29 protein-coding genes are annotated in these 26,857 nt (G+C 71.4%); 16 read left to right on the top strand and 13 right to left on the bottom strand.

Annotation, left to right across the window (positions count from 1 at the left end):
* The first annotated feature begins 2 nt into the window (after nucleotides 1–2).
* From Microterr_RS10635 to Microterr_RS10615, 5 genes are read left to right on the top strand one after another with little or no spacing between them, the layout of a single operon-like run.
* The gene (locus Microterr_RS10635; RefSeq protein WP_263797966.1) at nucleotides 3–1,148 is read left to right on the top strand and encodes an extracellular solute-binding protein; all 1,146 of its coding nucleotides are present in this window, start codon (nucleotides 3–5) and stop codon (nucleotides 1,146–1,148) included.
* Nucleotides 1,145–1,927: an enoyl-CoA hydratase/isomerase family protein gene (locus tag Microterr_RS10630; protein ID WP_263797967.1), complete on the top strand. Its 783-nt coding sequence runs from the start codon at nucleotides 1,145–1,147 to the stop codon at nucleotides 1,925–1,927. The genes Microterr_RS10635 and Microterr_RS10630 overlap by 4 nt, the downstream gene beginning before the upstream one ends.
* A gap of 13 nt (nucleotides 1,928–1,940) precedes the next feature.
* On the top strand, nucleotides 1,941–3,125 hold the full coding sequence (locus Microterr_RS10625; RefSeq protein ID WP_263797969.1) for a fumarylacetoacetate hydrolase family protein: 1,185 nt from the start codon (nucleotides 1,941–1,943) through the stop codon (nucleotides 3,123–3,125).
* Nucleotides 3,122–4,174: a LacI family DNA-binding transcriptional regulator gene (locus Microterr_RS10620; RefSeq protein WP_263797970.1), complete on the top strand. Its 1,053-nt coding sequence runs from the start codon at nucleotides 3,122–3,124 to the stop codon at nucleotides 4,172–4,174. The genes Microterr_RS10625 and Microterr_RS10620 overlap by 4 nt, the downstream gene beginning before the upstream one ends.
* 34 nt (nucleotides 4,175–4,208) lie before the next feature.
* Complete coding sequence (locus tag Microterr_RS10615; RefSeq protein ID WP_263797971.1) at nucleotides 4,209–5,732, top strand: aldehyde dehydrogenase (NADP(+)); 1,524 nt, start codon at nucleotides 4,209–4,211, stop codon at nucleotides 5,730–5,732.
* A gap of 6 nt (nucleotides 5,733–5,738) precedes the next feature.
* On the opposite strand, the gene Microterr_RS10610 is transcribed toward Microterr_RS10615, so the two are convergent.
* Nucleotides 5,739–6,764 (bottom strand): serine hydrolase domain-containing protein, encoded by a 1,026-nt coding sequence (locus tag Microterr_RS10610; protein WP_263797972.1) that lies wholly within the window; start codon nucleotides 6,762–6,764, stop codon nucleotides 5,739–5,741.
* An 80-nt stretch (nucleotides 6,765–6,844) separates the two neighbouring features.
* Here Microterr_RS10610 and Microterr_RS10605 point away from each other — a divergent pair, with 80 nt between their 5' ends.
* Genes Microterr_RS10605 through Microterr_RS10590 form a run of 4 tightly spaced genes read left to right on the top strand, consistent with a single transcriptional unit; the run spans nucleotide 6,845 to nucleotide 8,976 of the window.
* A complete protein-coding gene (locus tag Microterr_RS10605; protein WP_263797973.1) occupies nucleotides 6,845–7,576 on the top strand; it encodes a sulfurtransferase in 732 nt (243 codons plus the stop codon).
* Nucleotides 7,573–7,938 (top strand): DUF3054 domain-containing protein, encoded by a 366-nt coding sequence (locus Microterr_RS10600; protein ID WP_263797974.1) that lies wholly within the window; start codon nucleotides 7,573–7,575, stop codon nucleotides 7,936–7,938. The genes Microterr_RS10605 and Microterr_RS10600 overlap by 4 nt, the downstream gene beginning before the upstream one ends.
* Nucleotides 7,935–8,447: a GNAT family N-acetyltransferase gene (locus Microterr_RS10595; RefSeq protein WP_263797975.1), complete on the top strand. Its 513-nt coding sequence runs from the start codon at nucleotides 7,935–7,937 to the stop codon at nucleotides 8,445–8,447. Before Microterr_RS10600 ends, Microterr_RS10595 begins: the two co-directional genes overlap by 4 nt.
* Before the next feature lie 31 nt (nucleotides 8,448–8,478).
* Nucleotides 8,479–8,976 carry a bifunctional nuclease family protein gene (locus tag Microterr_RS10590; RefSeq protein WP_263797977.1) on the top strand — a complete coding sequence of 166 codons (498 nt, stop codon included), beginning with the start codon at nucleotides 8,479–8,481 and terminating at the stop codon, nucleotides 8,974–8,976.
* Between the two features lie 9 nt (nucleotides 8,977–8,985).
* Here Microterr_RS10590 and Microterr_RS10585 read toward each other — a convergent pair whose 3' ends face one another.
* The 4 genes from Microterr_RS10585 to Microterr_RS10570 all read right to left on the bottom strand — a co-directional run bounded on the left by Microterr_RS10585 (nucleotide 8,986) and on the right by Microterr_RS10570 (nucleotide 11,749).
* The gene (locus tag Microterr_RS10585; protein ID WP_263797978.1) at nucleotides 8,986–9,219 is read right to left on the bottom strand and encodes a hypothetical protein; all 234 of its coding nucleotides are present in this window, start codon (nucleotides 9,217–9,219) and stop codon (nucleotides 8,986–8,988) included.
* A 76-nt stretch (nucleotides 9,220–9,295) separates the two neighbouring features.
* Nucleotides 9,296–10,612, bottom strand: coding sequence for a hypothetical protein (locus tag Microterr_RS10580; protein WP_263797980.1), 1,317 nt, complete (start codon nucleotides 10,610–10,612; stop codon nucleotides 9,296–9,298).
* 12 nt (nucleotides 10,613–10,624) lie between these two features.
* Nucleotides 10,625–11,074 carry a hypothetical protein gene (locus Microterr_RS10575; RefSeq protein ID WP_263797981.1) on the bottom strand — a complete coding sequence of 150 codons (450 nt, stop codon included), beginning with the start codon at nucleotides 11,072–11,074 and terminating at the stop codon, nucleotides 10,625–10,627.
* 423 nt (nucleotides 11,075–11,497) lie between these two features.
* Nucleotides 11,498–11,749, bottom strand: a complete 252-nt coding sequence (locus Microterr_RS10570; protein WP_263797983.1) for a hypothetical protein — start codon at nucleotides 11,747–11,749, stop codon at nucleotides 11,498–11,500.
* 166 nt (nucleotides 11,750–11,915) lie between these two features.
* On the opposite strand from Microterr_RS10570, the gene Microterr_RS10565 reads away from it, so the two are divergent.
* Both Microterr_RS10565 and Microterr_RS10560 read left to right on the top strand, forming a co-directional pair.
* Nucleotides 11,916–12,305, top strand: a complete 390-nt coding sequence (locus Microterr_RS10565; RefSeq protein ID WP_263797984.1) for a hypothetical protein — start codon at nucleotides 11,916–11,918, stop codon at nucleotides 12,303–12,305.
* Nucleotides 12,306–12,325: 20 nt separating this feature from the next.
* Nucleotides 12,326–13,102 (top strand): isocitrate lyase/PEP mutase family protein, encoded by a 777-nt coding sequence (locus Microterr_RS10560; RefSeq protein WP_263797985.1) that lies wholly within the window; start codon nucleotides 12,326–12,328, stop codon nucleotides 13,100–13,102.
* 12 nt (nucleotides 13,103–13,114) lie between these two features.
* Here the strand turns inward: Microterr_RS10560 and Microterr_RS10555 are convergent, their stop codons facing one another.
* The 3 genes from Microterr_RS10555 to Microterr_RS10545 all read right to left on the bottom strand — a co-directional run bounded on the left by Microterr_RS10555 (nucleotide 13,115) and on the right by Microterr_RS10545 (nucleotide 15,264).
* Nucleotides 13,115–14,152, bottom strand: a complete 1,038-nt coding sequence (locus Microterr_RS10555) for a hypothetical protein (protein ID WP_263797986.1) — start codon at nucleotides 14,150–14,152, stop codon at nucleotides 13,115–13,117.
* On the bottom strand, nucleotides 14,152–14,310 hold the full coding sequence (locus Microterr_RS10550) for a hypothetical protein (protein WP_263797987.1): 159 nt from the start codon (nucleotides 14,308–14,310) through the stop codon (nucleotides 14,152–14,154). The genes Microterr_RS10555 and Microterr_RS10550 overlap by 1 nt, the downstream gene beginning before the upstream one ends.
* A gap of 96 nt (nucleotides 14,311–14,406) precedes the next feature.
* A complete protein-coding gene (locus Microterr_RS10545) occupies nucleotides 14,407–15,264 on the bottom strand; it encodes a hypothetical protein (RefSeq protein WP_263797988.1) in 858 nt (285 codons plus the stop codon).
* Between the two features lie 199 nt (nucleotides 15,265–15,463).
* Here Microterr_RS10545 and Microterr_RS10540 point away from each other — a divergent pair, with 199 nt between their 5' ends.
* From Microterr_RS10540 to Microterr_RS10520, 5 genes are read left to right on the top strand one after another with little or no spacing between them, the layout of a single operon-like run.
* Nucleotides 15,464–18,145 (top strand): FtsX-like permease family protein, encoded by a 2,682-nt coding sequence (locus tag Microterr_RS10540; protein ID WP_263797989.1) that lies wholly within the window; start codon nucleotides 15,464–15,466, stop codon nucleotides 18,143–18,145.
* The gene (locus Microterr_RS10535) at nucleotides 18,142–20,877 is read left to right on the top strand and encodes an FtsX-like permease family protein (protein ID WP_263797990.1); all 2,736 of its coding nucleotides are present in this window, start codon (nucleotides 18,142–18,144) and stop codon (nucleotides 20,875–20,877) included. Before Microterr_RS10540 ends, Microterr_RS10535 begins: the two co-directional genes overlap by 4 nt.
* Entirely contained in the window at nucleotides 20,877–21,884 is a 1,008-nt protein-coding gene (locus Microterr_RS10530) for an ABC transporter ATP-binding protein (protein ID WP_263797991.1), read from the top strand. Before Microterr_RS10535 ends, Microterr_RS10530 begins: the two co-directional genes overlap by 1 nt.
* Nucleotides 21,877–22,593 carry an ABC transporter ATP-binding protein gene (locus Microterr_RS10525; protein WP_263797992.1) on the top strand — a complete coding sequence of 239 codons (717 nt, stop codon included), beginning with the start codon at nucleotides 21,877–21,879 and terminating at the stop codon, nucleotides 22,591–22,593. Before Microterr_RS10530 ends, Microterr_RS10525 begins: the two co-directional genes overlap by 8 nt.
* 42 nt (nucleotides 22,594–22,635) lie before the next feature.
* A complete protein-coding gene (locus Microterr_RS10520; protein ID WP_263797993.1) occupies nucleotides 22,636–23,196 on the top strand; it encodes an NYN domain-containing protein in 561 nt (186 codons plus the stop codon).
* Nucleotides 23,197–23,244: 48 nt separating this feature from the next.
* Here Microterr_RS10520 and Microterr_RS10515 read toward each other — a convergent pair whose 3' ends face one another.
* From Microterr_RS10515 to Microterr_RS10495, 5 genes are all read right to left on the bottom strand, one after another.
* Nucleotides 23,245–23,439, bottom strand: coding sequence for a hypothetical protein (locus Microterr_RS10515; protein ID WP_263797994.1), 195 nt, complete (start codon nucleotides 23,437–23,439; stop codon nucleotides 23,245–23,247).
* A 119-nt stretch (nucleotides 23,440–23,558) separates the two neighbouring features.
* Entirely contained in the window at nucleotides 23,559–24,473 is a 915-nt protein-coding gene (locus tag Microterr_RS10510; protein WP_263797995.1) for an ABC transporter substrate-binding protein, read from the bottom strand.
* A gap of 34 nt (nucleotides 24,474–24,507) precedes the next feature.
* A complete protein-coding gene (locus tag Microterr_RS10505) occupies nucleotides 24,508–25,236 on the bottom strand; it encodes an ABC transporter permease (protein WP_263797996.1) in 729 nt (242 codons plus the stop codon).
* A complete protein-coding gene (locus Microterr_RS10500; RefSeq protein ID WP_263797997.1) occupies nucleotides 25,233–25,901 on the bottom strand; it encodes an ABC transporter permease in 669 nt (222 codons plus the stop codon). Before Microterr_RS10500 ends, Microterr_RS10505 begins: the two co-directional genes overlap by 4 nt.
* Complete coding sequence (locus Microterr_RS10495) at nucleotides 25,898–26,722, bottom strand: ABC transporter ATP-binding protein (protein WP_263797998.1); 825 nt, start codon at nucleotides 26,720–26,722, stop codon at nucleotides 25,898–25,900. Before Microterr_RS10495 ends, Microterr_RS10500 begins: the two co-directional genes overlap by 4 nt.
* Nucleotides 26,723–26,857: the final 135 nt, after the last annotated feature.

The following is a 26,857-nucleotide window of genomic DNA, read 5'->3' as shown; positions in this document are numbered from 1 at the left end:
GAATGGCCTCGTTCGTCGGACTCACCTGGGACCATCCCCGAGGGCGGGCCGCTCTCGAGGCGGGTGCCCCGATCCTCGCGGCCGATGGCGATGAGCTGCGCTGGGACGTCCATTCGCTCGAGGGGTTCGAGTCCGCGCCGTTGGAGGATCTCGCCGACAGATACGACCTGATCGTCCTCGATCACCCCCACCTGGGCGACGCGCTCTCGAGCGGCTGCCTCCGCGCGATGGAGGACGTGATGGGGGAGACCTTCGTCGATGACGTCGCCCGCAGGGCGGTCGGTCCGTCGCTGGAGTCGTATCGGCTCGGCGGCCGGACCTGGGCGCTGCCGCTGGATGCGGCCACGCAGGTCAGCGCACGGCGTGCCGACCTCGCGGACGTCGAGCCGACCGGATGGGACGACGTGCTCGAGCTCGCCCGCTCAGCGACGGTCGCCCTCTCGCTCTCAGGTCCGCACGCCTACCTCACCTTCGCCTCGGTGTGCCAGAGCCTCGGCGCGCCGCTCGCCACCGGTGCGGCGGAGCGGATCGTCGATCCCGATGTCGGCGCCACCGCGTTCGGCATCCTCGCCGAACTTGCCGGGCTCGTACCCGCCCACAGCGAGACGCAGAACCCGATCGACCTGCTCGAGCGAATGGTCGGCACCGACGACATCGCGTACATCCCGCTCGTCTACGGCTACGTGGGATACGCCGATCGCGAGCGTGCGACCCCGGTCGTGTACGGGCCGAGCCCCGTGGGCCCGGATGGACGCAGCGGCTCGACGATCGGCGGCACCGGCATCGCGGTCACCCGGCGTTGCGATCCGACCACGGAGCTGCGCCGCCACCTCGCCTGGCTGCTGTCCGACGATGCTCAGGCCGGCTTCATCCCCGCCCACCAGGGGCAGCCGGCGATGCGGGCGGGATGGGAGAGCCGGGCGGTGAACGCGCCGGTCGGCGACTTCTATCTGCGCACCCGATCGACGATCGAGAGCGCGTGGATCCGCCCCCGCTTCGAAGGGTTCACCGCCGTGCAGGCGCTTCTCTCGGAGACTCTCCGCACGGCGCTGATCGACCGGACGCGGGCTGCTGACGTACTGGCGCGGCTGGACCGCATCCATCATGACGCCACCGGGCGTCTTGTGAACGAGGGGATCGCATCATGATCACGAGTGGAATAGACGAGGTCACGGTCGAGTCCGACGGCCATGTCGTCACGATCACCCTGAATCGTCCGCAGAAGCTCAACGCCGTGACCCCCGCGATGTCCAAGGAGCTCACCCGGCTCGCGCACGCGGTCAACGATGACGACTCCGTGCGCGCTGTCGTGCTCACCGGCGCGGGAGAGCGGGCGTTCTGCGCCGGTTCGGACATCCGCACGCTCGACGAGTATGCGACGCCATGGGAGTTCCGCAATCGGGTCGACTACTGCGACGCACTGCGTGAGGTCCGCAAGCCGATCATCGCCGCGATCAACGGGTACGCCTTCGGCGGCGGAGTCGAAACCGCCATGATCTGCGATATCCGGCTCGCCTCGGAGAACGCACAGCTCGCGGCCGCCGAGATCAAGCTCGGCTGGATCGGCGGCGGGGGCATGAGCGCCTTCCTCGCGCACTCCGCAGGGGCGAGCAACGCGGCGCTGATGCTCCTCACCGGTGACCCGATCGACGCGGCGACCGCCCACCACTGGGGTCTCGTCAGTGAAGTACACCCGCAGTCCGAGCTGCTGGGCCGGGCCCGCGAGCTCGCGCAGGTCATCGCGTCGCGACCTCCGATCGCAGCCCAGACGGCGAAAGCCAATCTGCGCGCCGCATACACGATGCCCTTCGACGATGCGATGCGCTACGAGCGCGACCTGCAGACGATCTGCTTCGCGACGGAAGACGCCGCCGAAGGGCGAGCAGCGTTCGCCGAGAAGCGCCCAGCCGAATTCCATGGACGCTGAGAAAGGATCATCGATGACGACCCACCCGTGGTTCCCTGCTCTCGATGAGACGCTCCCCGTCGACGCCGTCGACGCGACGCTGATCGGACGCGTCTGGCAGCCGGACGTCGAAGGGCCGACGCCCGTGCTGATCGACGGGGAGGATGTTCGCTCCCTCGCCGGGGGATACGCGACCGTGAGTGCCCTGGCCGAGCATCCGGAACCCGCCGCCGCCGCACGCGAGGCCGCGGGAGCGTCGCTCGGAACGCTGACGGACATCCACGCCAACACGCCGTTCGACCGCCGTGACCCGGGTCGCCCGTGGTTCCTGGCACCCCACGACCTGCAGGCGGTGAAGGCGGCCGGGGTCACCTTCGCGGTGTCGATGATCGAGCGTGTCATCGAGGAGCGTGCTCGCGGTGACCACCAGGCCGCCGCGGCGCTGCGGGAAGTGATCTCGACCCGGATCGGCGGCGACCTGCGTGGCATCGTGCCCGGCTCGGAGCGCGCCGCCGAACTCAAGCAGTTCTTCGTGGACGAAGGGCTCTGGTCGCAGTATCTCGAAGTCGGGATCGGGCCGGACGCCGAGATCTTCACGAAGGGCATGCCCCTGTCGGCACGGGGCACCGGGGAGCAGATCGGCGTGCTGGCCTCGTCGACGTGGAACAATCCCGAGCCGGAAGTCGCGCTCGTGGTGTCGTCGCGCGGGTCGGTGGTCGGCGCCACCCTCGCCAACGACGTGAATCTGCGCGACATCGAGGGGCGCAGCGCACTGCTCCTCCCCAAGGCCAAGGACAACAACGCGTCCTGTGCCACGGGGCCGTTCATCAGGCTGTTCGACGGCTCGTTCGGCATCGACGACGTCCGAGCGATGGTCGTGAGCGTCGACGTGCGCGGCGCCGATGGATTCGTGATGCACGCGTCGTCGGACATGGGCCAGATCAGCCGGGATCCGCTCGACCTCGTGGGCCAGCTGATCGGCCCTCACCATCAGTACCCCGACGGCGCGATCCTCATGCTCGGCACGCTCTTCGCGCCGATCGAAGACCGTGACGCGCCGGGCATGGGCTTCACCCATAGGCTGGACGACGTCGTGACGATCCGCTCGGCCGGGCTGGGCGCATTGGTCAACGTCGTTCGGCACAGCGAGGAGTGCGACCCGTGGGTGTTCGGAGTCACGGCTCTCATGACGAATCTCGCCGCGAGGAGGCTCCTGTGACCGAATCCGATGACCTCACCGCCCCTCGGATCACCCGGCGCAACACCGGCACCGTCACGCTCGACGAGGTCGCCGCACTCGCCGGGGTGTCGCCGTCGACGGTGTCACGCGCCATCCGCAGTCCCGATCAGGTCTCCGTGGCCGCCTACGAGGCGGTGATGCGCGCCGTCGAGGCCACCGACTACGTCCCCAACCGTGCAGCCAGCAACCTCGCATCCAACCGCAGCGGCACGGTCGCCGCCGTCATGCCGGCGATGTCGTACTCGGTCTTCGCCGACACCGTGCACGGACTCGAAGCCGTGCTCTCCGCCGCCGGCATCCAGCTGTTCCTCGGCGCGACCGGATACGACGCCGCCCGAGAAGAGCAGGTCGTCCGGGCATTCCTCGGTCGCCGTCCCGACGGCATCGTGATGGTCGGCGCCTCGCACACCCCGGGCACACGTGAGCTGCTGCAGCGATCGCGTATCCCCATCGTCGAGACCTGGGACTGGTCCGATGACCCGATCGACTCGCTGGTGGGCTTCTCGAACGGCGACGCGTTCGGCGCCATCGTCGAATACGTCCTCGGTGCCGGCTACCGCCACCCCACATTCGCGGGATGGCTGACCGGCGCCGACTCGCGCGCACACGCCCGACGCGACGGGTTCCGCGACGCCCTCGCACGGCTGCGGCCAGAAGAGCGGGTCCGCATCCTCGACACGGGTGCGCGCGGCATCAGCGTCGAAGCCGGCGGCTGGGTGCTCGACCAGGTCCTCGAACAGCATCCCGAGACCGATGTGCTCGTCTGCGCGAGCGACATCTTCGCGACCGGAGCCGTGCTGGCAGCACAGACGCGCGGGCTCAAGGTGCCTGGCGACATCGCCATCACCGGGTTCGGCGACTTCGAGATCAGCCGGTACCTGCACCCCGCGCTCACCACCATCCAGACACCGAACGACAGCATCGGGCGCCGTGCCGGCGAGCTCATCCTCGAACGCATCGCCAACCCCGACGCGGATTCCGTGTCGGTCGACCTCGGCTTCACCCTGGTCGCGCGCGACAGCGCCTGACCGGCCTCACGCCCGATCTCCCACCGGAGGACTCATGTCTCGCACGCTCACCACGACCGACCCGCGCACCGGAACACGGACCGACACCGGAATCGAGCCCACCCCGGACGACGCCGTCGACGCCATTGTCGAACGCGCCGTCGGCGCCCTCGAGCAGCTGGAGCAGCATCCCCGCACATGGCGCGCCGATCTTCTCGACGCGCTCGCTGCGTCTCTGGACGAAAGACGCGACGTGCTGGTCGACACGGCAGCCGCCGAGACCGGCCTGTCGGCGGTACGCCTGAACGGCGAACTGACGCGCACGACCTATCAGCTGCGACTGTTCGCCGACGCGGTGCGAGAGGGCGGCTTCCTCGAAGCGGCGATCGATCACGCCGGCGAGACGCCGATGGGCCCGCAGCCGGACGTGCGGCGGATGCTGGTTCCGATCGGCCCCGTGGCGGTGTTCGGGTCGAGCAACTTCCCGTTCGCGTTCTCGGTGCCGGGCGGCGACACCGCCTCCGCCCTCGCCGCGGGCAACCCCGTGATCGTGAAGGCCCACAGCGCCCACCCGCTCACCTCCCGCGCCAGCTACGAAGCGCTGCGCGTCGGCGCAGAGCGTGCAGGAGCGCCTCAGGGAACCCTCGGAATCGTCTACGGTCAGGCCGCCGGATCCCGGCTGGTGGGCCACCCTGGTGTCGCGGCGGTCGGGTTCACGGGTTCGCTCGGTGCGGCGACCCATCTGCGTGCGGTGATCGACGAGCGAGAGCGGCCGATCCCGTTCTACGGGGAGCTGCAGAGCGTGAACCCCCTCATCGTCGCCGAGGAGGCGCTGAGGGTGCGCGGTGAGGCGATCGCGACCGGCCTCGCCGGCTCGGTCACGGGTTCGGCCGGCCAGCTGTGCACCAAGCCGGGGGTCGCGTTCGTGCCCGCCGGCGCGGGCGCAGACGTGTTCGCCGCCCAGGTCGTCGCCGCGATGAAGGATGCGGCTCCCGGTGTGCTGCTCAACGACCGGGTGCTGTCGTCGTTCCGCGCCGCGGAGAAGGAGCTCTCCGAGGCGCCCGCTGTGGAGTCGCTGCTCGGCTCGGCCGAGGATCTCGGTGGCGAGGGCTTGGCCGTGGAGGCGCGCGTGCTGCGCGTCCACGCCGCGCAGCTCACGCCCGCGCACACCGTCGAGGCCTTCGGGCCGCTGGTGCTGCTCGTGGACTACGACGACACCGCGCAGCTGCTCGGAGCCCTCGAGGCCGTGCCCGACTCGTTGACAGCGACCCTGCACGTCGAGGACGACGACCTGCCGACCGTCGCCGGCATCCTGCCGCAGATCGCCGCGACGGCGGGCCGCATCGTGTTCAACGGCTACCCGACGGGCGTCCGGGTGTCGTGGGCCCAGCATCACGGCGGGCCGTGGCCGGCGACGAACTCCTTCCACACGTCCGTCGGAATCACGGCGATCCGGCGTTTCCTGCGGCCCCTGGCCTGGCAGAGCGCGCCGGAGTCGCTTCTGCCGGACGAGCTCAGGGACGGCTACCGCGGGGTGCCCCGCCGGGTCGACGGCGTGCTCGAGGTCGCACAGGCGTAGCGCCCGCTATCCCAGCTCGGCCGTGATCGCCGCGTCGACCGCCGCGATCACCGGCCGTGCGCCCTCGGACGAGTTGCCGAGCACGCTCACCGTGGTGGCGGCCGCCGGGATATGCGTCGACGCGAAGGACACGCCCGCGTCGTATCCCTCCATCACGACCGCCCGGCCCGACGTGTGCAGCCACAGGCCCATGCCGTAGTCCATCCCGTATGCCAGTTCCGCCTTGGGCAGCTTGAGGGTGGGTGCCGTCATCTGAGCCACCGTCTCGGTCGAGACGATCGCCCCTGCGTGGAACGCGCGCCAGAAGCGGTGCAGGTCGCCCGCCGTCGTGAACGCCCCGCCGTCGCCGTTGCCGATCACCGGCAGATGGAGCGTGTTGGCACGGTCTCCCGTCGCGTACAGGTAGCCGACCGCCGCCGTGCTGGGCAGCTCGTCGAGGCGAAGGAAGTCGGTGTGCGCCAGGCCCGCCGGCGCGAACACGAGCCGGCGCACGACGTCGTGGTAGGTCTCGCCGGTGACCCGCTCGATGACGATCGCGAGCACGATGTACCCGCCGTTGCAGTACGCGAACCGCTCGCCGGGCGCCGATTTCTGCGGGAACCCGTCGATGAGCGGAAGGAACGCCTCCGCCGTCGTCAGCGTGTGCACCGGCGCCGTGAGGATGTAGTCGTCGGCTGCCCAGTCGGTGTCCTCGTCGAGGTAGTCGCCGATGCCGGAGGTGTGCGACAGCAGCTGCCCGATCGTCACCGCGGCATCGATGAGGGGCAGGTCGTCGCCGAGGATGCCGCGCACCGGCTGGTCGAGCTCGAGCTCGCCCTGCGCGACGAGCCGCAGCACGGCGAGCGCCGTGAAGGTCTTGCTGCCGCTCGCGACCGCGAACTGCATCTCCGGCGCCGTCACGATGCCGAACGCGCGGTGCGCGAAGCCGTATGCCCGCCCGAACACCCGCCGCGCGCCGGTGTCCACCGTGACGACGCCGCTGAAGCCCTCGGCCGCCGCGGCGGCGTCGATGATCTGCGTGTCCAGTCGCATGTCGGTCCTCTCGCCACGACCCGTCGGGCGGCGGGCGGCCTGCGGCCGAGCCTAGATGACCTCGCACGTAGGCTGGAACCATGCCCCGGGTCCTCAACATCGCCGCCTACCTGTTCACGCGGATCGACGACCCCGCGGGGCTGCGACCCCTCCTGCGCGAGCGGGCGACCGCATCCGGATTGAAGGGCACGATCATCCTCGCCGAGGAGGGCGTGAACCTCTTCCTCGCCGGCGACGAGGCGCCGTTGCGGTCATTCGTCGACGACCTCCGCACCGATCACCGGTTCGCCGCCCTGACGACGAAGGACAGCTGGTCGGCCGAGCAGCCATTCGCCCGGATGCTCGTCAAGGTCAAGCGCGAGATCATCCGCATGGACCGCCCGACGATCGTCCCCGCGGCCGGCCGCGCGCCGGCGGTCGAGCCGGAGACGCTGCGCCGATGGCTCGACCAAGGGCACGACGACACCGGTCGCGACGTGGTCCTGCTCGACACCCGCAACGCCTTCGAGGTCGAGTACGGGACGTTCGACGGTGCGCTGGACCTGCGCATCGAGCGGTTCACCCAGTTCCCGGATGCCGTCGCCGCCCACGGCGACGAGCTCGCCGGCAAGACGGTCGTGAGCTTCTGCACCGGCGGCATCCGCTGCGAGAAGGCCGCCATCCACCTGCGCGAGTCCGGCGTGGACGCCTGGCAGCTGGACGGCGGGATCCTCGGCTACTTCGAGCACGCCGGCGGCGCGCACTTCAGCGGCGACTGCTTCGTCTTCGACGAGCGCGAGGCGCTCGGCGCCGACCTGGCGGCGCGACGGTGACCCGCCGGGCAGCCCTCGCGCTCGGTCTCGACATCGTCCTGGTGACCGTGTTCGCCGCGATCGGCCGAGCGAGTCACCAGGAGGCGATGCTCGACGGGCTGTGGACCACGGCGTGGCCGTTCCTCGCCGGTCTCGCCCTGGGCTGGATCGTCACGCTGGCGTGGCGGTCGCCGATCGCGCCCGTGCGCACAGGGCTGGGTGTGTGGGCCGTGACGGTCATCGCCGGGATGCTGCTGCGCGCCGTGTCGGGGCAGGGCGTCGCCGTCGCGTTCGTGGTGGTCGCAGCCGTCGTGCTGCTGCTCTTCCTCGTCGGGTGGCGCGCCGTCGCCACCCTCGTCTCCCGCCGGAGGTCCGCCGCATGAATCCTCGTCTCCTCACCGACGGTGCCGTCCTGCGCGCCGCCCGCCCGGGCGACGAGGACGGCATCCTCGCCTGCATCCAGGCCCTCGCCGACTACGAGCGCGAGCCCGACGCCGTCGAGAACACCGCCGAGTCCGTGCGTGCGACGCTCTTCGGCGAGGCTCCGCACGCGTTCGCGCACGTCGTGGAGCGCCAGGGGCGCATCGTCGGCATCGCCGTCTGGTTCCTCACCTACTCGACGTGGACGGGCACCCACGGCATCTGGCTGGAAGACCTGTTCGTGGACCAGGCCGAGCGCGGACGCGGGTTCGGCAAGGCGCTGATCGCGTCACTCGCCGAGGTGTGCGTCGCCCGTGGCTACCGCAGGCTCGAGTGGACGGTGCTGGACTGGAACACGCCGTCGATCGATTTCTACCGCGCGATCGGCGCCGTGCCGATGGACGAGTGGACGACGCAGCGGCTCACCGGCGACGCGTTGGAGACCCTCGCCGCGGTCGGCGACCCCGCCTAGCATGTAGGCACATCTCGCAGGAGGAAGTCCCATGGTCCAGGTCCGGGTCGCCGGCGTCGCGCTCGACGCGACCGGCCAGCACGTGATCCTGCTGAAGCCGGTCGACGAACTCCCCGGCGAGGGCAGCGTGCTGCCGATCTGGATCGGGCCGCTCGAGGCGACGTCCATCCTGGTCGCGGTCGAGGGCGCGACCGTGCCCCGCCCGCTGGCCCACGACCTGATGCGCTCTCTTCTCGACACGCTCGGGGCCGAGGTGAGGCGCGTCGAGGTGTCCCGCATCGACGACGGCACCTTCTACGCCGAGATCACGGTCGCCAGCGAGCACGGGGTGCGCGTCGTCGACGCCAGGCCATCGGATGCGATCGCCCTCGGCTCCCGGGTCGGCGCAGACATCTGGGTGGCCGACGCCGTGATGGAGGAGGCGAGCGTGCCGGACGTGCTGACCGACGAGGATGCGGACACGGCCGCGCGCCTCGACGAGTTCAAGCGCTTCCTCGACGACGTCGACCCGGAGGATTTCGCGGGCTGACGGCGACGGTCACGTGTAGGGCGGCGGCGGCGGAGGCTGCTGCACGAACCGCGGGGCCGCGCCGATCGGGCCGCGCTTGGCGCGTTCCTGGTCGGCGAGGAGGATCCCGTTCTTCACGGCGGTGCGCAGGATGAGATAGCTGACCCACAGCATCAGACCCAGGATCGCGAAGTAGAGGACGAGCATCAGGACGAAGAATCCGACGCCGAGCCCGGCGGCGAGACCTGAGTAGTCGTTGTTCACGGTGCGTGTGCTCCCTTTCGCCGCGACCACGCGCGGCAGTGGCCACGACTCTAGCGGGCGCGTCGACCCCGCTCCGTCAATTGAGATCGTTCAGCGTGGTCTCCAGCTCCTCGTACTGCTCGCCGTCCACACTCGTGTCGAGCGCCTCCCACCCCGCCGCGCTGACGAGCTGGTAGACCTCGGCCTGATCCCGGTTGCGGGCGGCGGTGAGGATCAGGTTGATGGCGTTCTCGTCATCGTCGACCGTGAAGCCGTCAAGCAGCGCGTTCAGCAGTTCGAGCTTCAGCCCGAACGACAGGTGACCGAGCGTGTTCTGCGAGTTGAGCTTGCCGACGAGCTGGCGGGCAGTGTCGTCGCCGGACGAGTTCAGCAGGCTCGCGAGCGTGAGAGAGCCGCCGAGCTCGTCCGGCAGGCTCTGCACGGTCGTGATCAGATCGGCCACCGTCGAGGCGACGCCGCCGATCGCCGCGGCGATCGCGCTGATGACGCCGGGCGCCGGCACACTCGTCGGGAAGTTGTCCAGCGCCGCCTTCAGCGCAGCGGTGAAGCGGTTGACCGTCGCCTTGGCCGGCCCGGGCCCGATGTCGTCGACCGCGTCGCGGGCGGCGGCGAACTCCGGCTGCAGACGCAGGCATGCGTCGCGGCACGCGGTGCGCTGGGTGTTCGAGATCAGCGGGTCCGGGTTGACCATGTCGGTGATCACGTCGTAGAGCGGCCGATAGTCCAGTCTCGCGAGCGGCGCGCAGATCCGCGTCGTGTAGTTGGCCTCGTGCAGGAGGGCGACCAGCTCGTTCACGCGGTGTGGACCTCGGTCGATGCACGCCTGGATCACCTGCGGAATGACGCGAGCGGCGTCGCGTGGGGCGACCCGCTCACGCATCGTCACGCTCGCGATCCCGCCCAGCACCGCATCCTTCCGTGCAAGGAGGCGGTCGATCTCGCCGGGCATGTGCACCGACGGCAGGCGGAGGATCTCGAGCACGCAGTCGCCGAGGGTTGGAGGGGAGGCGTAGTCGAGAATGCCCCGGTACCGACGGATCAGTCCGTAGACCTCGTACAGCTTCTGATCGAGCACCTGGGCGAGATTCGCCGCGATCTGGTCGAGGTGACCCTCAGGCAGCTCATCGTCCAGACCCTCCCACCTGTCGATGATCTGGAACATCCGGATCAGCTCGTAGCTGTTCTGGGAGGCGCACATCCGGTCCCGGATCTCATTCTCGTCGTCGTCATCGGTGGACCCGTCCGCAAGCTCGTACACGCTGCGGACGTTGGCCTTCTTGACGTTCTGGCGCAGCGAGTCGCTCGGGGGATCGAAGTCGACCGCCTCCGACGCGAGGAATCCGCGAACGGTCGTGTTGCCACTGTCGCCGACGTAGTGCCTGACCTGCTCCATGGCCGATTCCCCTCACTGCAGCGAGATCAGCACGGGTACCAGCCCGCTCCCGCTGCGCAGCGGGGCCATCGCCTTGCCGATGACCGCGCCGAAAGCGCGCCCGGGGTCGGCGGCCCGCATCGCGTGACCCGGCACGGCCGAACTCGTCAGCAGATCGCCGACCTCGATGGCCTCGTCGGTGACGACCGCCTTGCAGTAGGCCCGCCCGACGAGAGCGATCGGCCGCCGTCGGCCGTCCGCCGGTCGCTGCGGGTCGCGGCCGAGGACGATGCCTGGCCGGAAGTCACCGGCACCGGCGACGATCCCGACGACGCGCCGTTCGTACTCGGCACGACTCGGGACCAGCGCTCCGTCATCCCCGAGCGACATGAGCGTTCCCGGCTCTGCCGCGTCGGTGTCGTCGACATCGAACTCCTCCGCGCAGTCCATCCCGGGGAACGACAGGTCCCCGGTGACGATCACGTCACCGTGGAAGTACCCCGCGGGTCCCGCCGTGACGTGCTTCGCGTAGAGCGCGGCGGCGGTGGAGTTCGGATTGTTCTGGACGCACGCGACCGCCGATCCATTGCCGGTGCTCTCGGCGTAGACGGCAACAGCCTGCGCCGCCGGATGCTTCTGGAGGGCGACGATCGCCGGGCCCTCGCTGTTCGACAGCGCGAAGACGGCGGCACCCGTGGCGCCCGGGCCTGGCTCTGCTGGATGGCCGCGATCGCCGCCATCCCGGTGGAGGTGCTCTCGGCATGGATCGCCTCACCGCCTTCGCTGGCTGCGTCGATCGCGGTGTCGTCGGTTGTCGAGCGGACGGAGAACTGCGGCATGATTCCTCCTTGTGGAAGGCGCCCGCACGCGGCAAGGCGTGCGACAGCGCGTGTGCGGTGGAGCGGTTCAGCCGCGCGTCAACTCCGGCCGGTTCTGCGGCGGAGTCGGGGCAGGGCCGAAATCGCATTGGGCGACGCCGTCGAATGCGACACGCGCCCACACGGCGTGCATCCCCTCCGGCTCCCAAGACGACTTGATGCAGACCCACAGGCTGGCCGAACCCTGCGGCTCGGGGTCGAACTCGCCTCGGTCGAGCGGGCTGATCAGGATCATGTCGCCGACGGTGCCGTCGCACGGCACGGCGTCGGTGCGGAACATCGGTTGGATGTTGATGTGGTCGAACGGTTGCATCGAGCCCCCCAGCGACGTGTGCCCCCGGGTCCCGATGCCCGCCCAGTAGGCCTCTGCGCCGATCGTACGACCGTCGATCCGCCGGTACAAGGGACGCCGTGGTTCGCCCGCACCGACCCGCTACTCTCGGTCAGTGCCCGCACTCACGCTCATCGCCGTCGTCGTCGCCACGGTGCTGCTCGCAGCGCTCGCCCTCCTGCAGACGCTGGTGGCGGCCGGTCGCCCGCTGGGCCGATTCGTGTGGGGCGGCCAGCACCGCGTCCTCCCCACCCGGCTGCGGATCGGCAGCGCCGTCTCCGTGGTGCTCTACGCGGCCTTCGCGGCGCTGCTGTGGAGCGGGGCAGGGCTGCTCCCCGGTGGCGACACGATCTTCGTCGACGTCGCCCTCTGGGTTCTGTGTGGCTATTTCGTGCTCGGCACCGTGATGAACGCGATCTCGCGCAGTCGCGCGGAGCGCGCCACGATGACGCCGGCCTGCGCCGTGCTCGCCCTCGCGACCCTGGTGATCGCCCTCGGCTTGTGAGCGCGCACTAGCGTGGAGGCATGAGTTCACAGGCCGACCGCGCACAGACCCTTTCTCAGCTGCACTCCGCTCCCGCGATCCTCCGGGTCGTCAACGTCTGGGATGTGGTCTCCGCGAAGGCGATCCTCGCGTTGCCCGAGACGAAGGCCCTCGCCACCGCGGGGCACTCGATCGCCGCGACGTACGGCTACTCCGACGGCACGATCCCGCTCGAACTCACCCTCGACATGGTCGCCCGCATCGTGAACGCCGCCGGTGATGTGCCCGTCTCGGCCGATCTGGACGACGGCTACGACGACGCAGGCGAGACGGTGCGCCGTGCGATCGGCGTGGGCGTCGTCGGCGCCAACGTCGAAGACCGGCTGCGTCCGCTCGCCGAATCGGTCGGTGTCGTCCAGGCGATCATCGCCGCGGGCGACGCGGAGGGCGTCCCGTTCGCGCTGAACGCCCGCACCGATGCGTTCGTCCGCGGCGGAGGCCGTCCGGTGGAGGAGTCCATCGCCGACGCGATCGAGCGCGGCCGCGCCTACCTCGACGCCGGTGCCACCACCGTGTTCGTTCCCGGCATCCTCGACGCCGACGTCACCCGTCGCCTGGTCGACGGGATCGGCGAGCGCAAGGTCAGCGTCATCGGCCTGCCCGGCGCGCTCTCCGCGGGGGAGTACGAGCAGCTCGGCGTGGCCAGGATCTCCTACGGCCCGCTGACGCAGCGCGTCGCTCTGACCGCGCTGCAGGACGTCGCGCAGAGCCTCTACGCCGACGGGGTGATCCCCGCCGGAACCCGCGCGCTGAACTAGTCGGCCCCGGCGTCAGTCCGCGGGCGCCGGCGTCACCGTCACGGTCACCTTCTCGACCTCGGGGAGGACGACGTTCGCGACGTCGTCGGTGACGGTGAACGACACGACCGCGCACGCGGTCCGCGCAGGGATCGTGGTGACCGAGTAGGGATCCTCTGAGGTGCCCGACCCGCCCGACACGAGCACCGGGATGCTGCCGGCGTCCACCTCGCACGCGCTCAGATCGAGAGCCGTCCACAGGCGCGTAGAGGCGATGCTGCCGTTGTCGACCAGCCTGCCGATCTGATCGGACGCCGCCGCCGCGGGCGGGTCCGTCGGCCCGCTCATCGCGAGCTGATACGCGACCACGCCGATCACCGCGAGGGCAGATCCGGCGAGCACGGGGGCGAGCAGGTCCGTCACCTTGCTGCGGGTCAGCTCGAACGCGCCCTGCTCCAGGATGGCGTCCTCGACCTCGCGCAGCTTCTTCAGGTTGTCGCGGTTCTTCGCGATGAGCTCGCCGAGGATCTTCCGCTCGGCGTCGGTGGTCGCGAGCGCCTCCTTCTTGCCGAGCTCGAAGATCGCCACGCGGTAGACGCCGAAGCGCTGCTTGAGCTGGGCGATCGAGCTGATGTCGCCGGGGAAGGACGTCTCCGCCGAGTCCTCCAGCCGCCTGACCGTCGACGGCGGCAGCTGATCGAGAGTGAGGGCCTCCGGTGTCAGGGCTTTCAGGAGCGACCAGATCACGAGCACGACGCCGACCACGCCGACGACGGCCGCCACGAGGCACACCACGGTCCGCCAGGGCGGCCACGACGCGATGTCGAGCTCGGTGGTCGTCAGCAGCGGCCCCGCCCCGAAGACGAGCGCCGCGGCCGCTCCGATCGCGGTCGCGAGCCACTTGATGGTCTCGCGCGCCTCCTTCGTCGCGGCCGACCAGCGCTGTGCGCGGCCGATCGGGGCGGCGTCCTTCTCAGGCGGCTCCTTCGCGGCGTCGGTCCCGGGCGTGGCGGGTGGTGTCGCGGGCGGCGCGGCTGCCGGCTCGCTGCTCGCCCTCTTCCTCTTGACCATCACTGGCCGAGCGCCCCGTCTGCCGGTGCTTCCTTGTACTCGACGCCCGCGCCGCTCGGAATCCATCTCGTCGCGGGTCCGGTCCAGGTCCAGTACTTCCCGTCGCTCACCTCGACCTCGCCGTCGAACGTGCCGTCGCGCGCTGGTGGTTTCGCCATGGCAGACCCCCCGGTTGATGCCCTGATCGGTCTCCGCGCCGCCGACCCCAAGACGCGCGGAGTTGGGGGAACCCTAACCGGTCGGACGGGGGAGGGCTACACCATCACCGGAACGGGGGAGGTCGACGCGCGTTCGGTGGCGCGCTGCGAGACCTTCATGATCTCGCGGCCCTCGAGATTCGCGCCATGCAGTGACCCGGCGACCGGGTTCATCACGAGCAGCGCGATGCCGGCACGATCGGCGAACGACGTGACGTCCTCGCCGAGCGCCCGCGTGAAGAAGGCGACTCCGCGTGCATTCGGGTGCGCCGCCACGGAGCCCGCCAGTTCGCGCACGGATGCTGCCGCATCCTCGTCCCGGCTCGCCACCCGTACGAGGCAGGTGCCGAAGCGGATGTCGATGCCCTCGGTGCGGACGGCCGAGACCGTCGGCGCGCAGCCGAGATGCCGGAGCCAGGCCGCCGCGAGGTCGACGGCGCCCCGCTCGGAGATGCCGTAGGGCTGGGCGCCGGGTGCCGGCGGCAGGCTGCCGAACGTGCGCGCCTCACCGCGGCGGCTGTTCACCCGGGCGACGCCCTCATGGAGCGCGACCCGGTGGAGATGGGTCGACTGATCAGCACGCGCAGCGACGGCGCGCGTCCGGCTGATGGCGTTGCCGATGATCGAGATGGCAACGCCGAGCAGGGCCACGAGCCAGGTCACCGCGGCGATCGCGAGATTCTGCCGCGATATCGGGGGGAGGTCGACACCCGCGGCCGAGAGGCCCAGCGACGCGCCGAGGGCGACGAGCCCGGACCCGGCGATCGTGCTGCACACGGCCAGCGTGGTGAGCCAGAACCGCTGCGCCCCTGAGCGTCGCGTCGGGTGGGCGCCGAGCCAATCCCCGGTGTTGGCGGTGAGATCGCCGACGACCACATCATCCGGATCCCAGATCGTCGGATAGGTCTCGCCCATGCGGGAACCGCTGTGACGTGCTTCGTCGACAGTGGGCAGCCCTAACGGCATGGACGCTCCTCCCCAGGTGTGTGCGCGACGCCATTCTGGCATGCGAGCACGCCCGTGCCCGGAAATGGCGCCGCGCCATGCCGCACCAGGCGTGACGGGACCACCCTCCGGCGTCGCTTAGGGTGAAATCCATGCGAAGGCGCCGCGTGTGATCGGGGGATCCCGGTTCGCGTTCGCGCGCGCGCGCGAGGCCACCGCGACCCTCCTCGCACTCGCCGCCGTCTCCGCGCTCGCGGCCGCCCTCATCGTGGGTGCGGCAGCCGCGATCGCCGGCGTCGAGACGCGCGAGGTGCGCGCCGCGCTCAGCGATCAGCTCTCCGACCGCGGTCGCGTCGTCGTCAGCGTCGCCGACGATGCGTCCGCTCCTTCCCTCGAGGATGCCGCTGCCGCCGTCCTCGGCGCGCACGGCGTCGCCCGGGCCGTCGACATCCAGTCCACCGACGAGGGGATCGTGATCGTGCCCGATGCGGCCGCGATCACCGCGGCGGATCTGCCCGGCCTGATCGCCGCGCTCGCCGATCTGCCCGACGCCCTCGACGACGCCACCGACGCCCGCGTGCAGATCGCCGGTGGGCTCGAACGAACCCTCCGCGGCATCGACGAGGGCGTCGCGGTGCGCCGGGGGCCCACGGCGGTCGCCGTCGGGATGCTCGGCCTCGTCACCGCGGTCGTCGTGGGCGCGGTCGCGCTCGAGCCGGTCCGCGCGCGGCACACGGAGTCGCTGCTGCTGCGCGCCCGCGGTGCGCGACGCCGCTCGCTCGCCGGTCTCGCCGCTCTCGAATCCGCCGTCGTCGCCCTCGTGGGCGCGGCCGTGGGGGCAGTCGTCGCCACCGGGCTGGCGCTCCTCCTGACGCTGCCCGCCGCAGCGCCCCTGGTCGTGGGCGCGGCCGTGGTCGCGGTCGCCGGCGTCGCGGTGATCGTCGCGGCGATCGCGACCGCCCGCGGGGTCGATCGCCGCTCCACGCGTGCCGAGACGATCGCGCGCGCGGGCACCGCCATCCTGCTCGCCGTGGTGACCGCGGTCGCGGCCTGGCAGTTCGTGCAATCGGGCACCCCGGTCGTCACCCGCGGCGACGGCGCCGCGGTCACCGACCCGCTCGTCGCGATCGCCCCCGCGCTGGTGCTGGCGCTCGCGGCCCTCGTCGCGATCCTCCTGGCGACGCCGCTCGCGCGCCTGCTGGCGGCATCCCTCGTCCGCACGCGCGGCGTGCTCCCGATCACCCCCCTGCGCCTGGGCGGCCGCCGCCCGGCCCGCCACGCGCTGCCCATCGCCGTCGTGGCGTTCGCGGTGGGCACCATGACCGTCGCGGGCGCCTACCAGGGCAGTCTCACCGCTCTCGGCGACGCCCCGGAGGCGCTGCGCGTTGGCGCAGACGTGCGGGTGACGACGATCCCCGACGACGTGGAACCCGCCGCGGTGGCCGCGGCCGCGCAGCCGCAGACCGGTTCGATGCTCGTGCGCCCCCTGGTGGCGCAGGGCGCTGACACCCGCCTGCCGGTGCTGGCGGCCGAGACGTCGCAGCTGGGGGCGGTGATGCTCGACGCCGGAGGAACGATCGATCCGGCGGCGATCGGCTCAGAGCTCACCCCGCCCGAGATGGGTGTTCCGCTCGTCGGCGGCGACCTCGCCCTCCGGGTGATCGCGCCGGCGCCGCCGGCCGAGGAGATCGACGGCGAGTCCGTCGAGTTCTCGCCGACGGCGGCGAATCTGCAGGCGACCCTCGTGAGCACGTCCGGTCAGGTGCTGGTCCGCTCGTTCGCCAACGCGCGGATGGAGACCGTCGAGGATGAGACCGGCACCTACTTCACGGTGGATGTGGACACGGACGTCACCGAGACGATCGAGCCTCCGTCCGGCGACTGGTCACTGGTGGCGATCGATGCGGCCCTCTTCGAGTACTACGCGGGCGGGATGGGGGTGCAGGTCAGCGCGACGAGCGGCGGCGAGGCCGTCGATCTGTCCGCGTTCACCCCGGCACCGGGAACCCCGGGTGCGGTCAGCGTCCTCGACGACGGGTCCCTCGAGTTCATGCCCGCCTATGACGGCACGACCACGCCGGCCACCCGGGCGATCGCCCCGGGCGTCCCGACCGTCGCCCCTGCAGCGCTCACCGCGTCGCTCGCCGACTCGATGAGTCTCGCCGTCGGCGACACCATCTCGCTCGAGATCGACCAGCCCGACTTCGAGGTCGACATCGAGGTCGCCGAGATCGTCCCCGTGCTGCCCGGCACCCCCGCGGGCGAGGGCATCCTCGTCGACCTCGGCACGCTGTCGCTGCTGTCGCCGGCGGCCATCGTCGCCAACCAGGCGTGGATCGCCTCGGACCGGCCGGACGCGGCCGCCGCCGCGGTGGCCGCCGCGTACCCGCAGACCGTGGTGCTCGTGGCTGATCCTCGGTCGGGGCAGAACGCGGCGGGCACCGCGATCGCATTCCTGCTCGCGGCGGCAGGGGCGGCCGTGCTCGCGTTCGTCGTGCTCGCGCTGCGGCGCTCACGCGGGCGGGGCGACGCGCGCGAGCTGGCACTCCTGGCGGTGATGGGCCTCGGCCGACGCCGGGCCGGGGGCGTCCGCACCAGGGAGGATCTGCTGGCCATCGGGTTCGGGGTGGTCGGCGGACTCGCCGCCGGCGCCGTCACCGCATGGTTCGCCGTGCCGCCGCTGGTCCGCGCCGCGTACGGCACGATCCCGGAGGCGTACCCCGTTCCGCTGGTCGTGCCGTGGGGGCTGCTGACAGCATCCCTCCTCGCGACGGCTGCGATCTGCGCACTCATCGTCTCGACCGTGCGGGTGCCGACCGGCCTCGCCCGGCTGCTGCGGGAGGACGAGTGAGCAGGACACCTGGCCTCTTCGCCCTCACGCGCCGCCGTTTCGCGACGCCGCGCAGTGCCGCGCTGGTCATCGTCGCGCTCACCGTGCTCGCCGCGTTCGTGATCGCGGCCGCTCCTCGCGCACTCGTCGGGGTCGTGCGCGACGAGGTGGCGCATCAGATCTCCGGCGTGCCGGCGACGTCGCGCGACCTGTCCGGCTCCGCGATCGGACTGCCCGCTTTCGGGCCGCCCACCGATCCCGTCATCGCCGCGGAGTGGGATGACGGCGCCGCTCCCGTGCTCGGCGCGGTCGGTCAGGCACTCGCCGACAACCGGGACGCCTTCGAGCCGGCGCTGCGGTCGCTGGCCGGTCCCGCCGAGTTCGCGGAGTATGCCGAGCCGTTCCCGGTCGCTCCCGAGAGCCTTCCCGCGGACGCCCCGCTGTCGCTCGTGCAGGTGCTCACCGAGCCGACGGCGCAGCAGCACCTGACGATCGTCGAGGGCGCATGGCCGGACGACGCGACCGACTCATCGGTCGTGCAGATCGTGCTGAGCGCCGATGCCGCGGCCACCATGAAGTGGCCGGTGGGCGAACGCCGCGGCGTCCCCGTCAACAGCTCGCACCTCGACCAGGGATGGAACGAGATCTTCCCGGTGTACGAGCTCGCCGGCACGGTCGAGGCCGTCGACCCCGCCGCCGACCGGTGGCTGCACCTGCCGACCGCGCTCACCGCGACCGTCTTCGACGACGGCAACCGGCGCCCCACCGCGACCTCGGTGGCCTGGGTGACCCCGACCGCGTGGGCCGATCTCGCGTCGACGACGGCGCTGAGCGAGCAGCCCTGGGTCATCGCCTGGTACCCGATCGACGGAACCGCGGCCGTCGGCCAGGAGCCGACCGAGATGCTGTCGGCGTTCCGCGCGGCGACGAGCACCTCCGTCCCACTGGATTCCACCGGCCAGCTGCGGATGCGGTTCTCCAGCGACGTCGTCACCGTGCTGTCGACGGCGCTCGCGCGCACGAACGCCGCCGGCGCGATCCTCGCCGTCGCCGCGGTCGGGCCGCTCGCCGTGAGCGTCGCGCTCGTCGTACTGGCCGCGACCCTGATGATCCGCCGCCGACGCACCGACCTGGCCCTCCTCTCCGCACGCGGTGCGCCGCTCGCCCGGCTCCGCCGGCTGCTGTTCGGCGAGGGCCTGCTGCTCGGTCTGCCCGCCGCGGTCATCGGCGCGGTCATCGGCGTCGCGGTGACTCCGCACGACGCGGGGCCGGTGCCCACGGCCGTCGCGGTGCTGGTGGGCCTCGCGCCCGCTCTCGCTCTCGCGTTCAGCCTGCGTCCGGCGGTCCTCGAGCGCGGCGGCCGCGCCGACCTCGACGCACCGGTCCGCAGTCGGGCCGCCCGCATCCTCGAGACGGTCGTCGTCCTCCTCGCGGTCGTCGCCGTCGTCCAGCTCGTGGTCCGCGGGGTCGGCGCCGCGACCGAGGGCATCGACCCGCTGGTCGTCGTCGCGCCTCTGCTCGCAACCGTCGCGCTCGCCCTCATCTTCGTGCGACTGCACCCGCTGCCGATCGCCGCCACCTACCGCGCGGCCCGCGGTGGACGAGGGGTGGCCTCGCTCGTCGGCTCGGCGCGCAGCCTGCGCGACCCCGCCGCCGGGACGACCGCCGTGCTCGCGATGATCGTCGCTGTGGCGATCGCGGTGTTCTCCTCGCTGGTGCTGGCCACGGTCGACCGTGGGGGGACAGCCGCCGCGCAGCGTGCCGTCGGCGGAGACCTCCAGCTGACGGGGCCGTACTTCGACGACGAGATGATCGCCGCCATGCGCGACGTCGACGGCGTGGTGGAGGTCGCCGGGGTGCTGCGCGGCGACTACGTCGACGTGGTCGGGCCGGACGACCGGGCCAGCGCCCAGGCCTACGTCACCGACATCGCGGCGTTCACGGCCATCCAGCAGGGGATGGTGGGCGCCGTCCCGGTCGGTCGGGTCACCGCCGGCGCCGACCCCGCCCAGATCGTCGAGTCCACCGCGCTCGCCGCAGAGCTCGGCCAGGGCGCGACGACGCTGGCCGGAACGCCGGTCGACGTCGTCGCCACGGTCGACCGGGTGCTCGGACTGCCGCAGGCGTCGGAGTTCGTGCTGCTCGACCGGACCGACTACCAGGCCCTCACCGGCCTCGGCTTCTTCCCCCGCGCGGTCGTCGTCGACCTCGCGGACGGGACGGATGCGGCGGCCGCCGCCGCGGCACTGGGCGAGGTCATCGGCACGACGCACAGCGTGCGCATCCTCGATGACGCCCTCGCCGAGATCCAGGCCTCGCCCGCCGTCACCGCGCTGCGGTTCGTCCTGTTCGCGGCGCTCGGGCTCGCTGTGGTGCTGTCGGTGATCGCCGTGCTGCTCGTCGCAGGTGTCTCCAAGGACGCCCGCTCGCGCGTGATCACGCTGCTGCGGATCCTCGGGCTCGACCGCCGGCGCGGCCGCGCGGTCGTCGCGTGGGAGTTCGCGCCGCTCGGCCTGACCGCACTCGTCGGCGGCGTCGTGCTGGGAGCCGTGCTGCCGCTGCTCGTGGTGACGTCCATCGACCTGCGGCCGTTCACGGGCGGGGGGCGGCAACCCGCGCTCGCCGTCGACCCGGTGCTGACCGGAACACTCATCGCCGTCGTGGTGGTCGCGCTGGCGCTGGCGGTCGTCGCCGGCGTGATCAGCGCGCGGACCACCTCGATGGCCACCGTCCTGCGAACGGAGGAGGACTGATGACCGAACCCGACATCGTCTGCGAAGGGCTGGTGCGCATCTTCGCGGTCGCCGACATCGAGGTGCAGGCCCTGCAGGGGCTCGACCTCGTGATCGGCAGCGGCGAGCTGGTCGCGCTCGTGGGCGCCTCAGGCTCAGGCAAGTCGACACTGCTGTCGATCCTGTCCGGGCTCGATCAGCCCACCGCAGGCTCCGCGACCGTCGCGGGCAGGCACCTGCCCTCGCTCTCCGCGCGGGAGCGCGTGGACTACCGGCGCGAGGTCGTCGGATTCGTCTGGCAGCAGACGGCCCGGAACCTGCTGCCGTACCTCTCGGCGGTCGAGAACGTGCAGCTGGCCCGGGCGATCGGCGGCGACCGCAGCGACCCGGCGCGATCGCGCGACCTCCTCGAGCTGACCGGGGTCGGCGACGTCGCCGACCGCCGACCGGGCGAGCTGTCCGGCGGTCAGCAGCAGCGGGTGGCCATCGCGGTCGCGCTCGCCAACGCGCCGCGCGTGCTGCTCGCGGACGAGCCCACCGGCGACCTCGACGAGCACGCGTCGGCCGAAGTGCTCGCGACCTTCGAGGCGGTCAACCGCGAACTCGGCACCACCGCGCTCATCGTGACGCACGACCCCGCGGTCTCTGAGCACGTGCAGCGCACCGTCCAGATCCGCGACGGGCGCACCTCGACCGAGGTGCTGCGGTGGACGCATACGGACGAGACCGGCCAGGAGCATGCGATGGCCGAGGAGTTCGTCGTGCTCGACAAGGTCGGGCGGATGCAGCTGCCGACCGACTACATGCGCCAGCTGTCGCTGCGCGACCGGGTGCGCCTCGAGCTCAACCCCGACCACGTGGGCGTGTGGCGGGGCGACTCGCCCGTCGAGCGAGTCGACCCGCCGGCAGAGGGAGCGCCGGTCGACGCAGCGCCCGCCGACGCACCGCCCGCCGACACGACGGCCGCCGCCACGGCACCGCCGACGCGGCGCTCGCTGCGCGACCACCAGGGAGAGACCCATGACTGAGCCGGTGCTCGCCGCATCCGACCTCTCCGTCGTGCACCGCACGCCCGCCGGTGACGTGCACGCGCTCGCCGACGCCTCGCTCGAGCTGCACGCCGGCGAGTTCGTCGTGCTCGTCGGACCGTCCGGTGCGGGCAAGACGACGCTGCTGCACGTGCTGGGCGGCATCCAGCCCCCGACGACGGGGACCGTGCGCGTCGGCGACGTCACGCTGACCGAGGCGCCCGAGCGGGACGTCGACCGCGTCCGGCGCGACGACATCGGCTACGTGTTCCAGTCGTTCGGCCTGATCGGCGCACTCTCCGCGGAGGAGAACGTCGAGCTGCCGCTGCGGATCCGCGGCGTCGACCCGGCGGAGCGGTCCGCCAGGGTGGCGCACCTGCTCGAGCGCGTCGGGCTCGCCGGCCACGCCCGCCAGCGTCCGGGGGAGCTGTCGGGCGGCCAGCAGCAGCGGGTCGGCATCGCACGGGCCCTGGCCGGATCCGCGCGGGTGCTCCTCGCGGACGAGCCGACCGGTCAGCTCGACTCGCACACGGCGGAGGCGATGATCGAGCTGATCGCGTCGATCGCGCACGATGACGGCGTCGCGGTGCTGCTGTCGACCCATGACCCGTCGGTCCTCGCCCGCGCGGACCGCGTGCTCGAACTGCACGACGGCGTCCTGCGACCCGCGACGACCGAGCCGGCGCCGACGGCCGCCGCGCACCCATAGGATCGACGCAGCGGCCGCCCGAGCCGCGACAGGGAGGTCGCCGTGGACGGCACGGATCGCGGCACATGGGTTCTCGTCGACGGCGAGAACATCGACGCCACCCTCGGCAACTCGATCCTCGGTCGGCGGCCGCAGCCCGATGAGCGGCCGCGGTGGGACCGCGTGCTGTCGTTCATCGCCGACCGCTGGAACCAGTCCGCGCGCGGCCTGTTCTTCCTGAACGCCTCGACCACCCTGCCGATGACGTTCGTGCAGGCGCTGCTCGCCCTCGGCTACGAGCCGGTGCCGCTGTCCGGTCCCGCCGACGCGAAGGTCGTCGACATCGCCATCCAGCGGACCCTGCGCGCCCTGCGCGACCGCGGTGACGACGTGCTCCTCGTCAGCCACGACGGCGACTTCGTCGACGACCTGCGGGCGCTCGCCGATGGCTCCCGCCGCCTCGGCGTGCTGGCCTTCGCAGAGTTCCGCAACGCCGGATTCAGCACGATCGGCGGCGTGGAGTCGTTCGACCTCGAGTACGACGCGAAGGCGTTCGAGGCGCCGCTCCCGCGCATCCGGGTGATCCCCATCGACGAGTTCGACCCGCTCCAGTTCCTGCACTGAGCACGAGAAGAGGGATGCGGCGGGTCGCCGCATCCCTCTTCCGTCCGATCAGGAGAACGCGACTCCTCCCGGCGGGAGCGTCGGCTCGACCGGGTTCGGAGCCAGTGGCTCATCGGGGCTCGGGAAGGTCGGTTCGGCCGGGCTCGGCGCGAGCGGCTCGTCGGGGACGGGGACCCCGGCGGGACCAGGCGGCACCTCGCCGGGCGATCCGGGGACGGGCGACTCGGGAAGCGATGCGCTCATGATGTGCTCCTTGCGGGTGAGGGACTTCCAGCCTTCGTGAGATCCGGCCCGCGCCCCACCCCCTTGACGGGAACGGCCGGGGCGGATACTCCGCCCCGGCCGTTCCTGGTCTGCCCGGCTCAGCCGAGGTCGTTGGCCGCCAGCCACTCCGCGGCGATGTCGTCCGAGGAGCGCTTGTCGACGGTCGACTGCACGTTCAGCGCGACGAGGCCCTCGGGCGTGAGCGCGGCGCTGACCGCGTTGATGACGTCAGCGACCTCGTCGGCCACGTCCTCGCTCACGATCGGCACGACGTTCGAGGCCAGGAACAGGCCCTCGGGGTCTTCCAGCGTGACGAGGTCCTCCGTCTCGATGCGCGGGTCGGCGCTGTAGACGTTGGCGACCTGGATGCTGCCGGCGACGAGCTCATCCACGGTGGTGTCGGCGGTGGCGTCGAAGCCGACGGTCACGCCGTAGACCTCCTTGAGGCCACGAGGTCCGTACTCGCGGTCCTCCAGCTCGGGGGCGCCGCCGAGGACCAGGCCGTCGATGCCGGCGAGGTCACCGATCGAGACCAGGTTGTTCTCCTCCGCGAAGGCCGCGGTGACGTTGTACGAGTCCTGGTCGGTGGCGGGGGACTGGTCGAGTACGGTCAGGCCGTCCGGAAGGGCGTCCGGCAGTGCGGCGTAGACCTCTTCAGACGTCGTGGCCGTCGTCTCCGGGTCGAAGAACTGCAGCAGGTTGCCGGTGTACTCCGGGAACAGATCGATCGAGCCGTCCTCCAGCGACGGGATGTAGGCGTCGCGCTGGCCGATGTTGAACTTCCGCTCGACCTCGAAGCCGGCGCCCTCGAGCGCCTGCGCGTAGATCTCCGCGATGATCTCGTTGGAGTAGTACGCCTGCGAGCCGATGACGATGGTCGAGGACTCGCTGGGCTCTGCCGAGTTGTCGGTGTCGCCTTCGAGCGGGTCGCTCGAGGCGCAGCCGGCGAGGGTGAGCGCGGCGACGGCGGTCGCCCCGAGCGCCAGGACGAGGCGCGTGCGTGCTGTGGACATGGTGTTGCCTCCTGTGTGTTTCGGGCTGTGCGGTTCAGGCGGTCGCGTCCGCGAGCGGGCGCGACCTGGGGATGGTGGTGCGAGTGAGTGAGGTCGGGGCGGCGACGCCGCGGGGCACGACGAGGCGCTGCATCAGGGCGAACAGGCCGTCCAGGACGAGCGCGAGCGCGACGACGAGGATGCTGGCGCCGAGGATCTGATCGAAGCGCCGCAGCGGAATGCCCTGCAGGATGAAGAAGCCGAGTCCGCCGAGTCCGACATAGGCCGCGATCGTCACGGTGGCGACCACCTGCAGGGTGGCCGAGCGCAGCCCGCCGATCAGCAGCGGCAGGCCCAGCGGCACCTCGATCTTCCAGAGGATCTGCCACTCGGTCATGCCCATCGCGCGGCCGGCGTCGATCACGCTCCGGTCGATCGCCTCGAACCCGGTGTAGGCGCCCGCGAGGATCGAGGGGATCGCGAGGAGCACGAACGCGACCACGGCCGCCTCCGTCTTGTGCACGACCCCGAGCAGCAGGACCAGGAGCACGATGAGTCCGAGGGAGGGCAGCGCGCGCGCGGCGCCGGAGAGGAACACCGCGAACTCCCTGCCCTTGCCCGTGTGGCCGATCAGCCAGCCCAGCGGGATCGCGATGACCGCCGCGATGAGCACGGAGCCGAACGTGAAGGCGAGATGCTGCAGGATCGCGGTGGGGAGGGTGAGGGATCCGGTCAGGCGGTCGGGCGAGAAGATCCACGCGAACGCCTCGGCGAAGAGGTTCATGCGGTCACCGCCCGCGGTGCGCGGGGAGCGCGGACGCGCCGCGACCAGGGCATGAGCGCGCGCCCGACCAGCACGAGCATGAGGTCGATGACGAGGGCGATCAGGACGACGGCGACGACGCCGGCGAGCACCTCCTCGATGATGCGGCGCTGCGAGCCGTTCGTGAAGAGGTAGCCGAGGTTCTCGACCCCGATCAGGATGCCCACGGTGGCCAGCGAGATCGTCGACACCGCCGTCACCCGCAGCCCGGCGAGCAGGACGGGCCCCGCGAGGGGGATGTCGACCACCCAGAACCGTCGCCATGGCCCGAAGCCGACGGCGACCGCGGCGCTGCGCGTGGTGCCGTCGACCGAGGCGAGGCCGTCGGTCACCGATCGGGTCATGATCGCGAGGGCGTAGATCGTGAGGGCGACGACGAGGTTCAGCTCGGAGAGGAACGGGATGCCGAACACCGCCGCGAGGAGGCCGAACAGCCCGATCGAGGGGATCGTGTAGAGCAGACCCACCGTCGTCAGCACCGGGCCGCGCAAGTTCGTGAAGCGGAAAGCGGCCCAGCCGACCGGCACGGCGAGGACGAAGCCGAGGACGATCGCGATCAGGCTCTGCCGCAGATGATCGAGCGTGAGCTGGCCGATGAGGTCGAGGTTGTCGAGCACCCAGGTCATGTGGGGTCCTCGACGAGCACGCCCTGGGTGCGCCCGGTGCCGTCGACGAGCACCACACCGCGGGGAGTCTGCTTGCGGTGCAGGGCACGCGCGCCGCGGTCGGCGCCGATGAAGCTGGCGACGAAGTCGCTTGCGGGGTTCTCGAGGATCTCGTCGGGGGTGCCGAGCTGGGCGATCTTGGCGCCCTTCTCGAGGATGACGACCTGGTCGCCGAGCAGGAACGCCTCGTCGATGTCGTGCGTGACGAACACGATCGTCTTGTCGAGGTCGCGCTGCAGGCGCAGCGTCTCGGTCTGCAGCTCCTTGCGGACGATCGGGTCGACCGCGCCGAACGGCTCGTCCATGAGCAGGATGTTGGGGTCGACGGCGAGGCCGCGAGCCACGCCCACGCGCTGCTGCTGACCACCGGAGAGCTGGCTGGGGTAGCGGTCGGCGAGCGCACGGTCGAGGCCGACGACATCCATCAGCTCCAGGGCGCGCTGGTGGGCCGCCGCGCGTGCGGTGCCGGTGAGGACGGGAACCGTCGCGATGTTGTCGATCACCGTGAAGTGCGGCAGCAGACCGGCGTTCTGCAGCACGTAGCCGATGCCGCGGCGCAGCAGCACCGGGTCGCGGTCGGCGATGGGCTCGTCGTCGATGAGGATCTCGCCGTCGGAGGGCTCGACGAGCCGGTTGATCATGCGGAGCAGCGTGGTCTTGCCGCACCCCGACGATCCGACGAGCACCGTCGTCTTGCGCGCGGGGATCACGAGGCTGAAGTCGTCGACGGCGAGGGTGCCATCGGCGAAGCGCTTCGTGACGGAGCGGAACTCGATCGCCATGCTGTCCTTTCGGCGGGTTTCCCAGACAACCACAGGTCTATGACATGACGGGCGAGAACGCCGAGGCTTGACCCATAGCGTCATATGTGCTTTTCGGCACGGCGTGCGGAACGGATTGTCAAGCCTGATCGGACG

It is taken from the genome of Microbacterium terricola (assembly GCF_027943945.1).
Lineage (GTDB): Bacteria > Actinomycetota > Actinomycetes > Actinomycetales > Microbacteriaceae > Microbacterium > Microbacterium terricola.
The sequence above is the reverse complement of the archived record's forward strand: the minus strand, read 5'-3'. Positions and strand labels throughout refer to the sequence as shown.

Bases quoted from the DNA above. Each gene is read 5' to 3' on its own strand.
- Microterr_RS10635 (WP_263797966.1), top strand. From the start codon at position 3: ATGGCCTCGTTCGTCGGACTCACCTGGGACCATCCCCGAGGGCGGGCC.
- Microterr_RS10630 (WP_263797967.1), top strand. From the start codon at position 1,145: ATGATCACGAGTGGAATAGACGAGGTCACGGTCGAGTCCGACGGCCAT.
- Microterr_RS10625 (WP_263797969.1), top strand. From the start codon at position 1,941: ATGACGACCCACCCGTGGTTCCCTGCTCTCGATGAGACGCTCCCCGTC.
- Microterr_RS10615 (WP_263797971.1), top strand. From the start codon at position 4,209: ATGTCTCGCACGCTCACCACGACCGACCCGCGCACCGGAACACGGACC.
- Microterr_RS10610 (WP_263797972.1), bottom strand. From the start codon at position 6,764: ATGCGACTGGACACGCAGATCATCGACGCCGCCGCGGCGGCCGAGGGC.
- Microterr_RS10605 (WP_263797973.1), top strand. From the start codon at position 6,845: ATGCCCCGGGTCCTCAACATCGCCGCCTACCTGTTCACGCGGATCGAC.
- Microterr_RS10595 (WP_263797975.1), top strand. From the start codon at position 7,935: ATGAATCCTCGTCTCCTCACCGACGGTGCCGTCCTGCGCGCCGCCCGC.
- Microterr_RS10590 (WP_263797977.1), top strand. From the start codon at position 8,479: ATGGTCCAGGTCCGGGTCGCCGGCGTCGCGCTCGACGCGACCGGCCAG.
- Microterr_RS10580 (WP_263797980.1), bottom strand. From the start codon at position 10,612: ATGGAGCAGGTCAGGCACTACGTCGGCGACAGTGGCAACACGACCGTT.
- Microterr_RS10570 (WP_263797983.1), bottom strand. From the start codon at position 11,749: ATGTTCCGCACCGACGCCGTGCCGTGCGACGGCACCGTCGGCGACATG.
- Microterr_RS10560 (WP_263797985.1), top strand. From the start codon at position 12,326: ATGAGTTCACAGGCCGACCGCGCACAGACCCTTTCTCAGCTGCACTCC.
- Microterr_RS10555 (WP_263797986.1), bottom strand. From the start codon at position 14,152: ATGGTCAAGAGGAAGAGGGCGAGCAGCGAGCCGGCAGCCGCGCCGCCC.
- Microterr_RS10550 (WP_263797987.1), bottom strand. From the start codon at position 14,310: ATGGCGAAACCACCAGCGCGCGACGGCACGTTCGACGGCGAGGTCGAG.
- Microterr_RS10545 (WP_263797988.1), bottom strand. From the start codon at position 15,264: ATGGGCGAGACCTATCCGACGATCTGGGATCCGGATGATGTGGTCGTC.
- Microterr_RS10530 (WP_263797991.1), top strand. From the start codon at position 20,877: ATGACCGAACCCGACATCGTCTGCGAAGGGCTGGTGCGCATCTTCGCG.
- Microterr_RS10525 (WP_263797992.1), top strand. From the start codon at position 21,877: ATGACTGAGCCGGTGCTCGCCGCATCCGACCTCTCCGTCGTGCACCGC.
- Microterr_RS10515 (WP_263797994.1), bottom strand. From the start codon at position 23,439: ATGAGCGCATCGCTTCCCGAGTCGCCCGTCCCCGGATCGCCCGGCGAG.
- Microterr_RS10510 (WP_263797995.1), bottom strand. From the start codon at position 24,473: ATGTCCACAGCACGCACGCGCCTCGTCCTGGCGCTCGGGGCGACCGCC.
- Microterr_RS10505 (WP_263797996.1), bottom strand. From the start codon at position 25,236: ATGAACCTCTTCGCCGAGGCGTTCGCGTGGATCTTCTCGCCCGACCGC.
- Microterr_RS10500 (WP_263797997.1), bottom strand. From the start codon at position 25,901: ATGACCTGGGTGCTCGACAACCTCGACCTCATCGGCCAGCTCACGCTC.
- Microterr_RS10495 (WP_263797998.1), bottom strand. From the start codon at position 26,722: ATGGCGATCGAGTTCCGCTCCGTCACGAAGCGCTTCGCCGATGGCACC.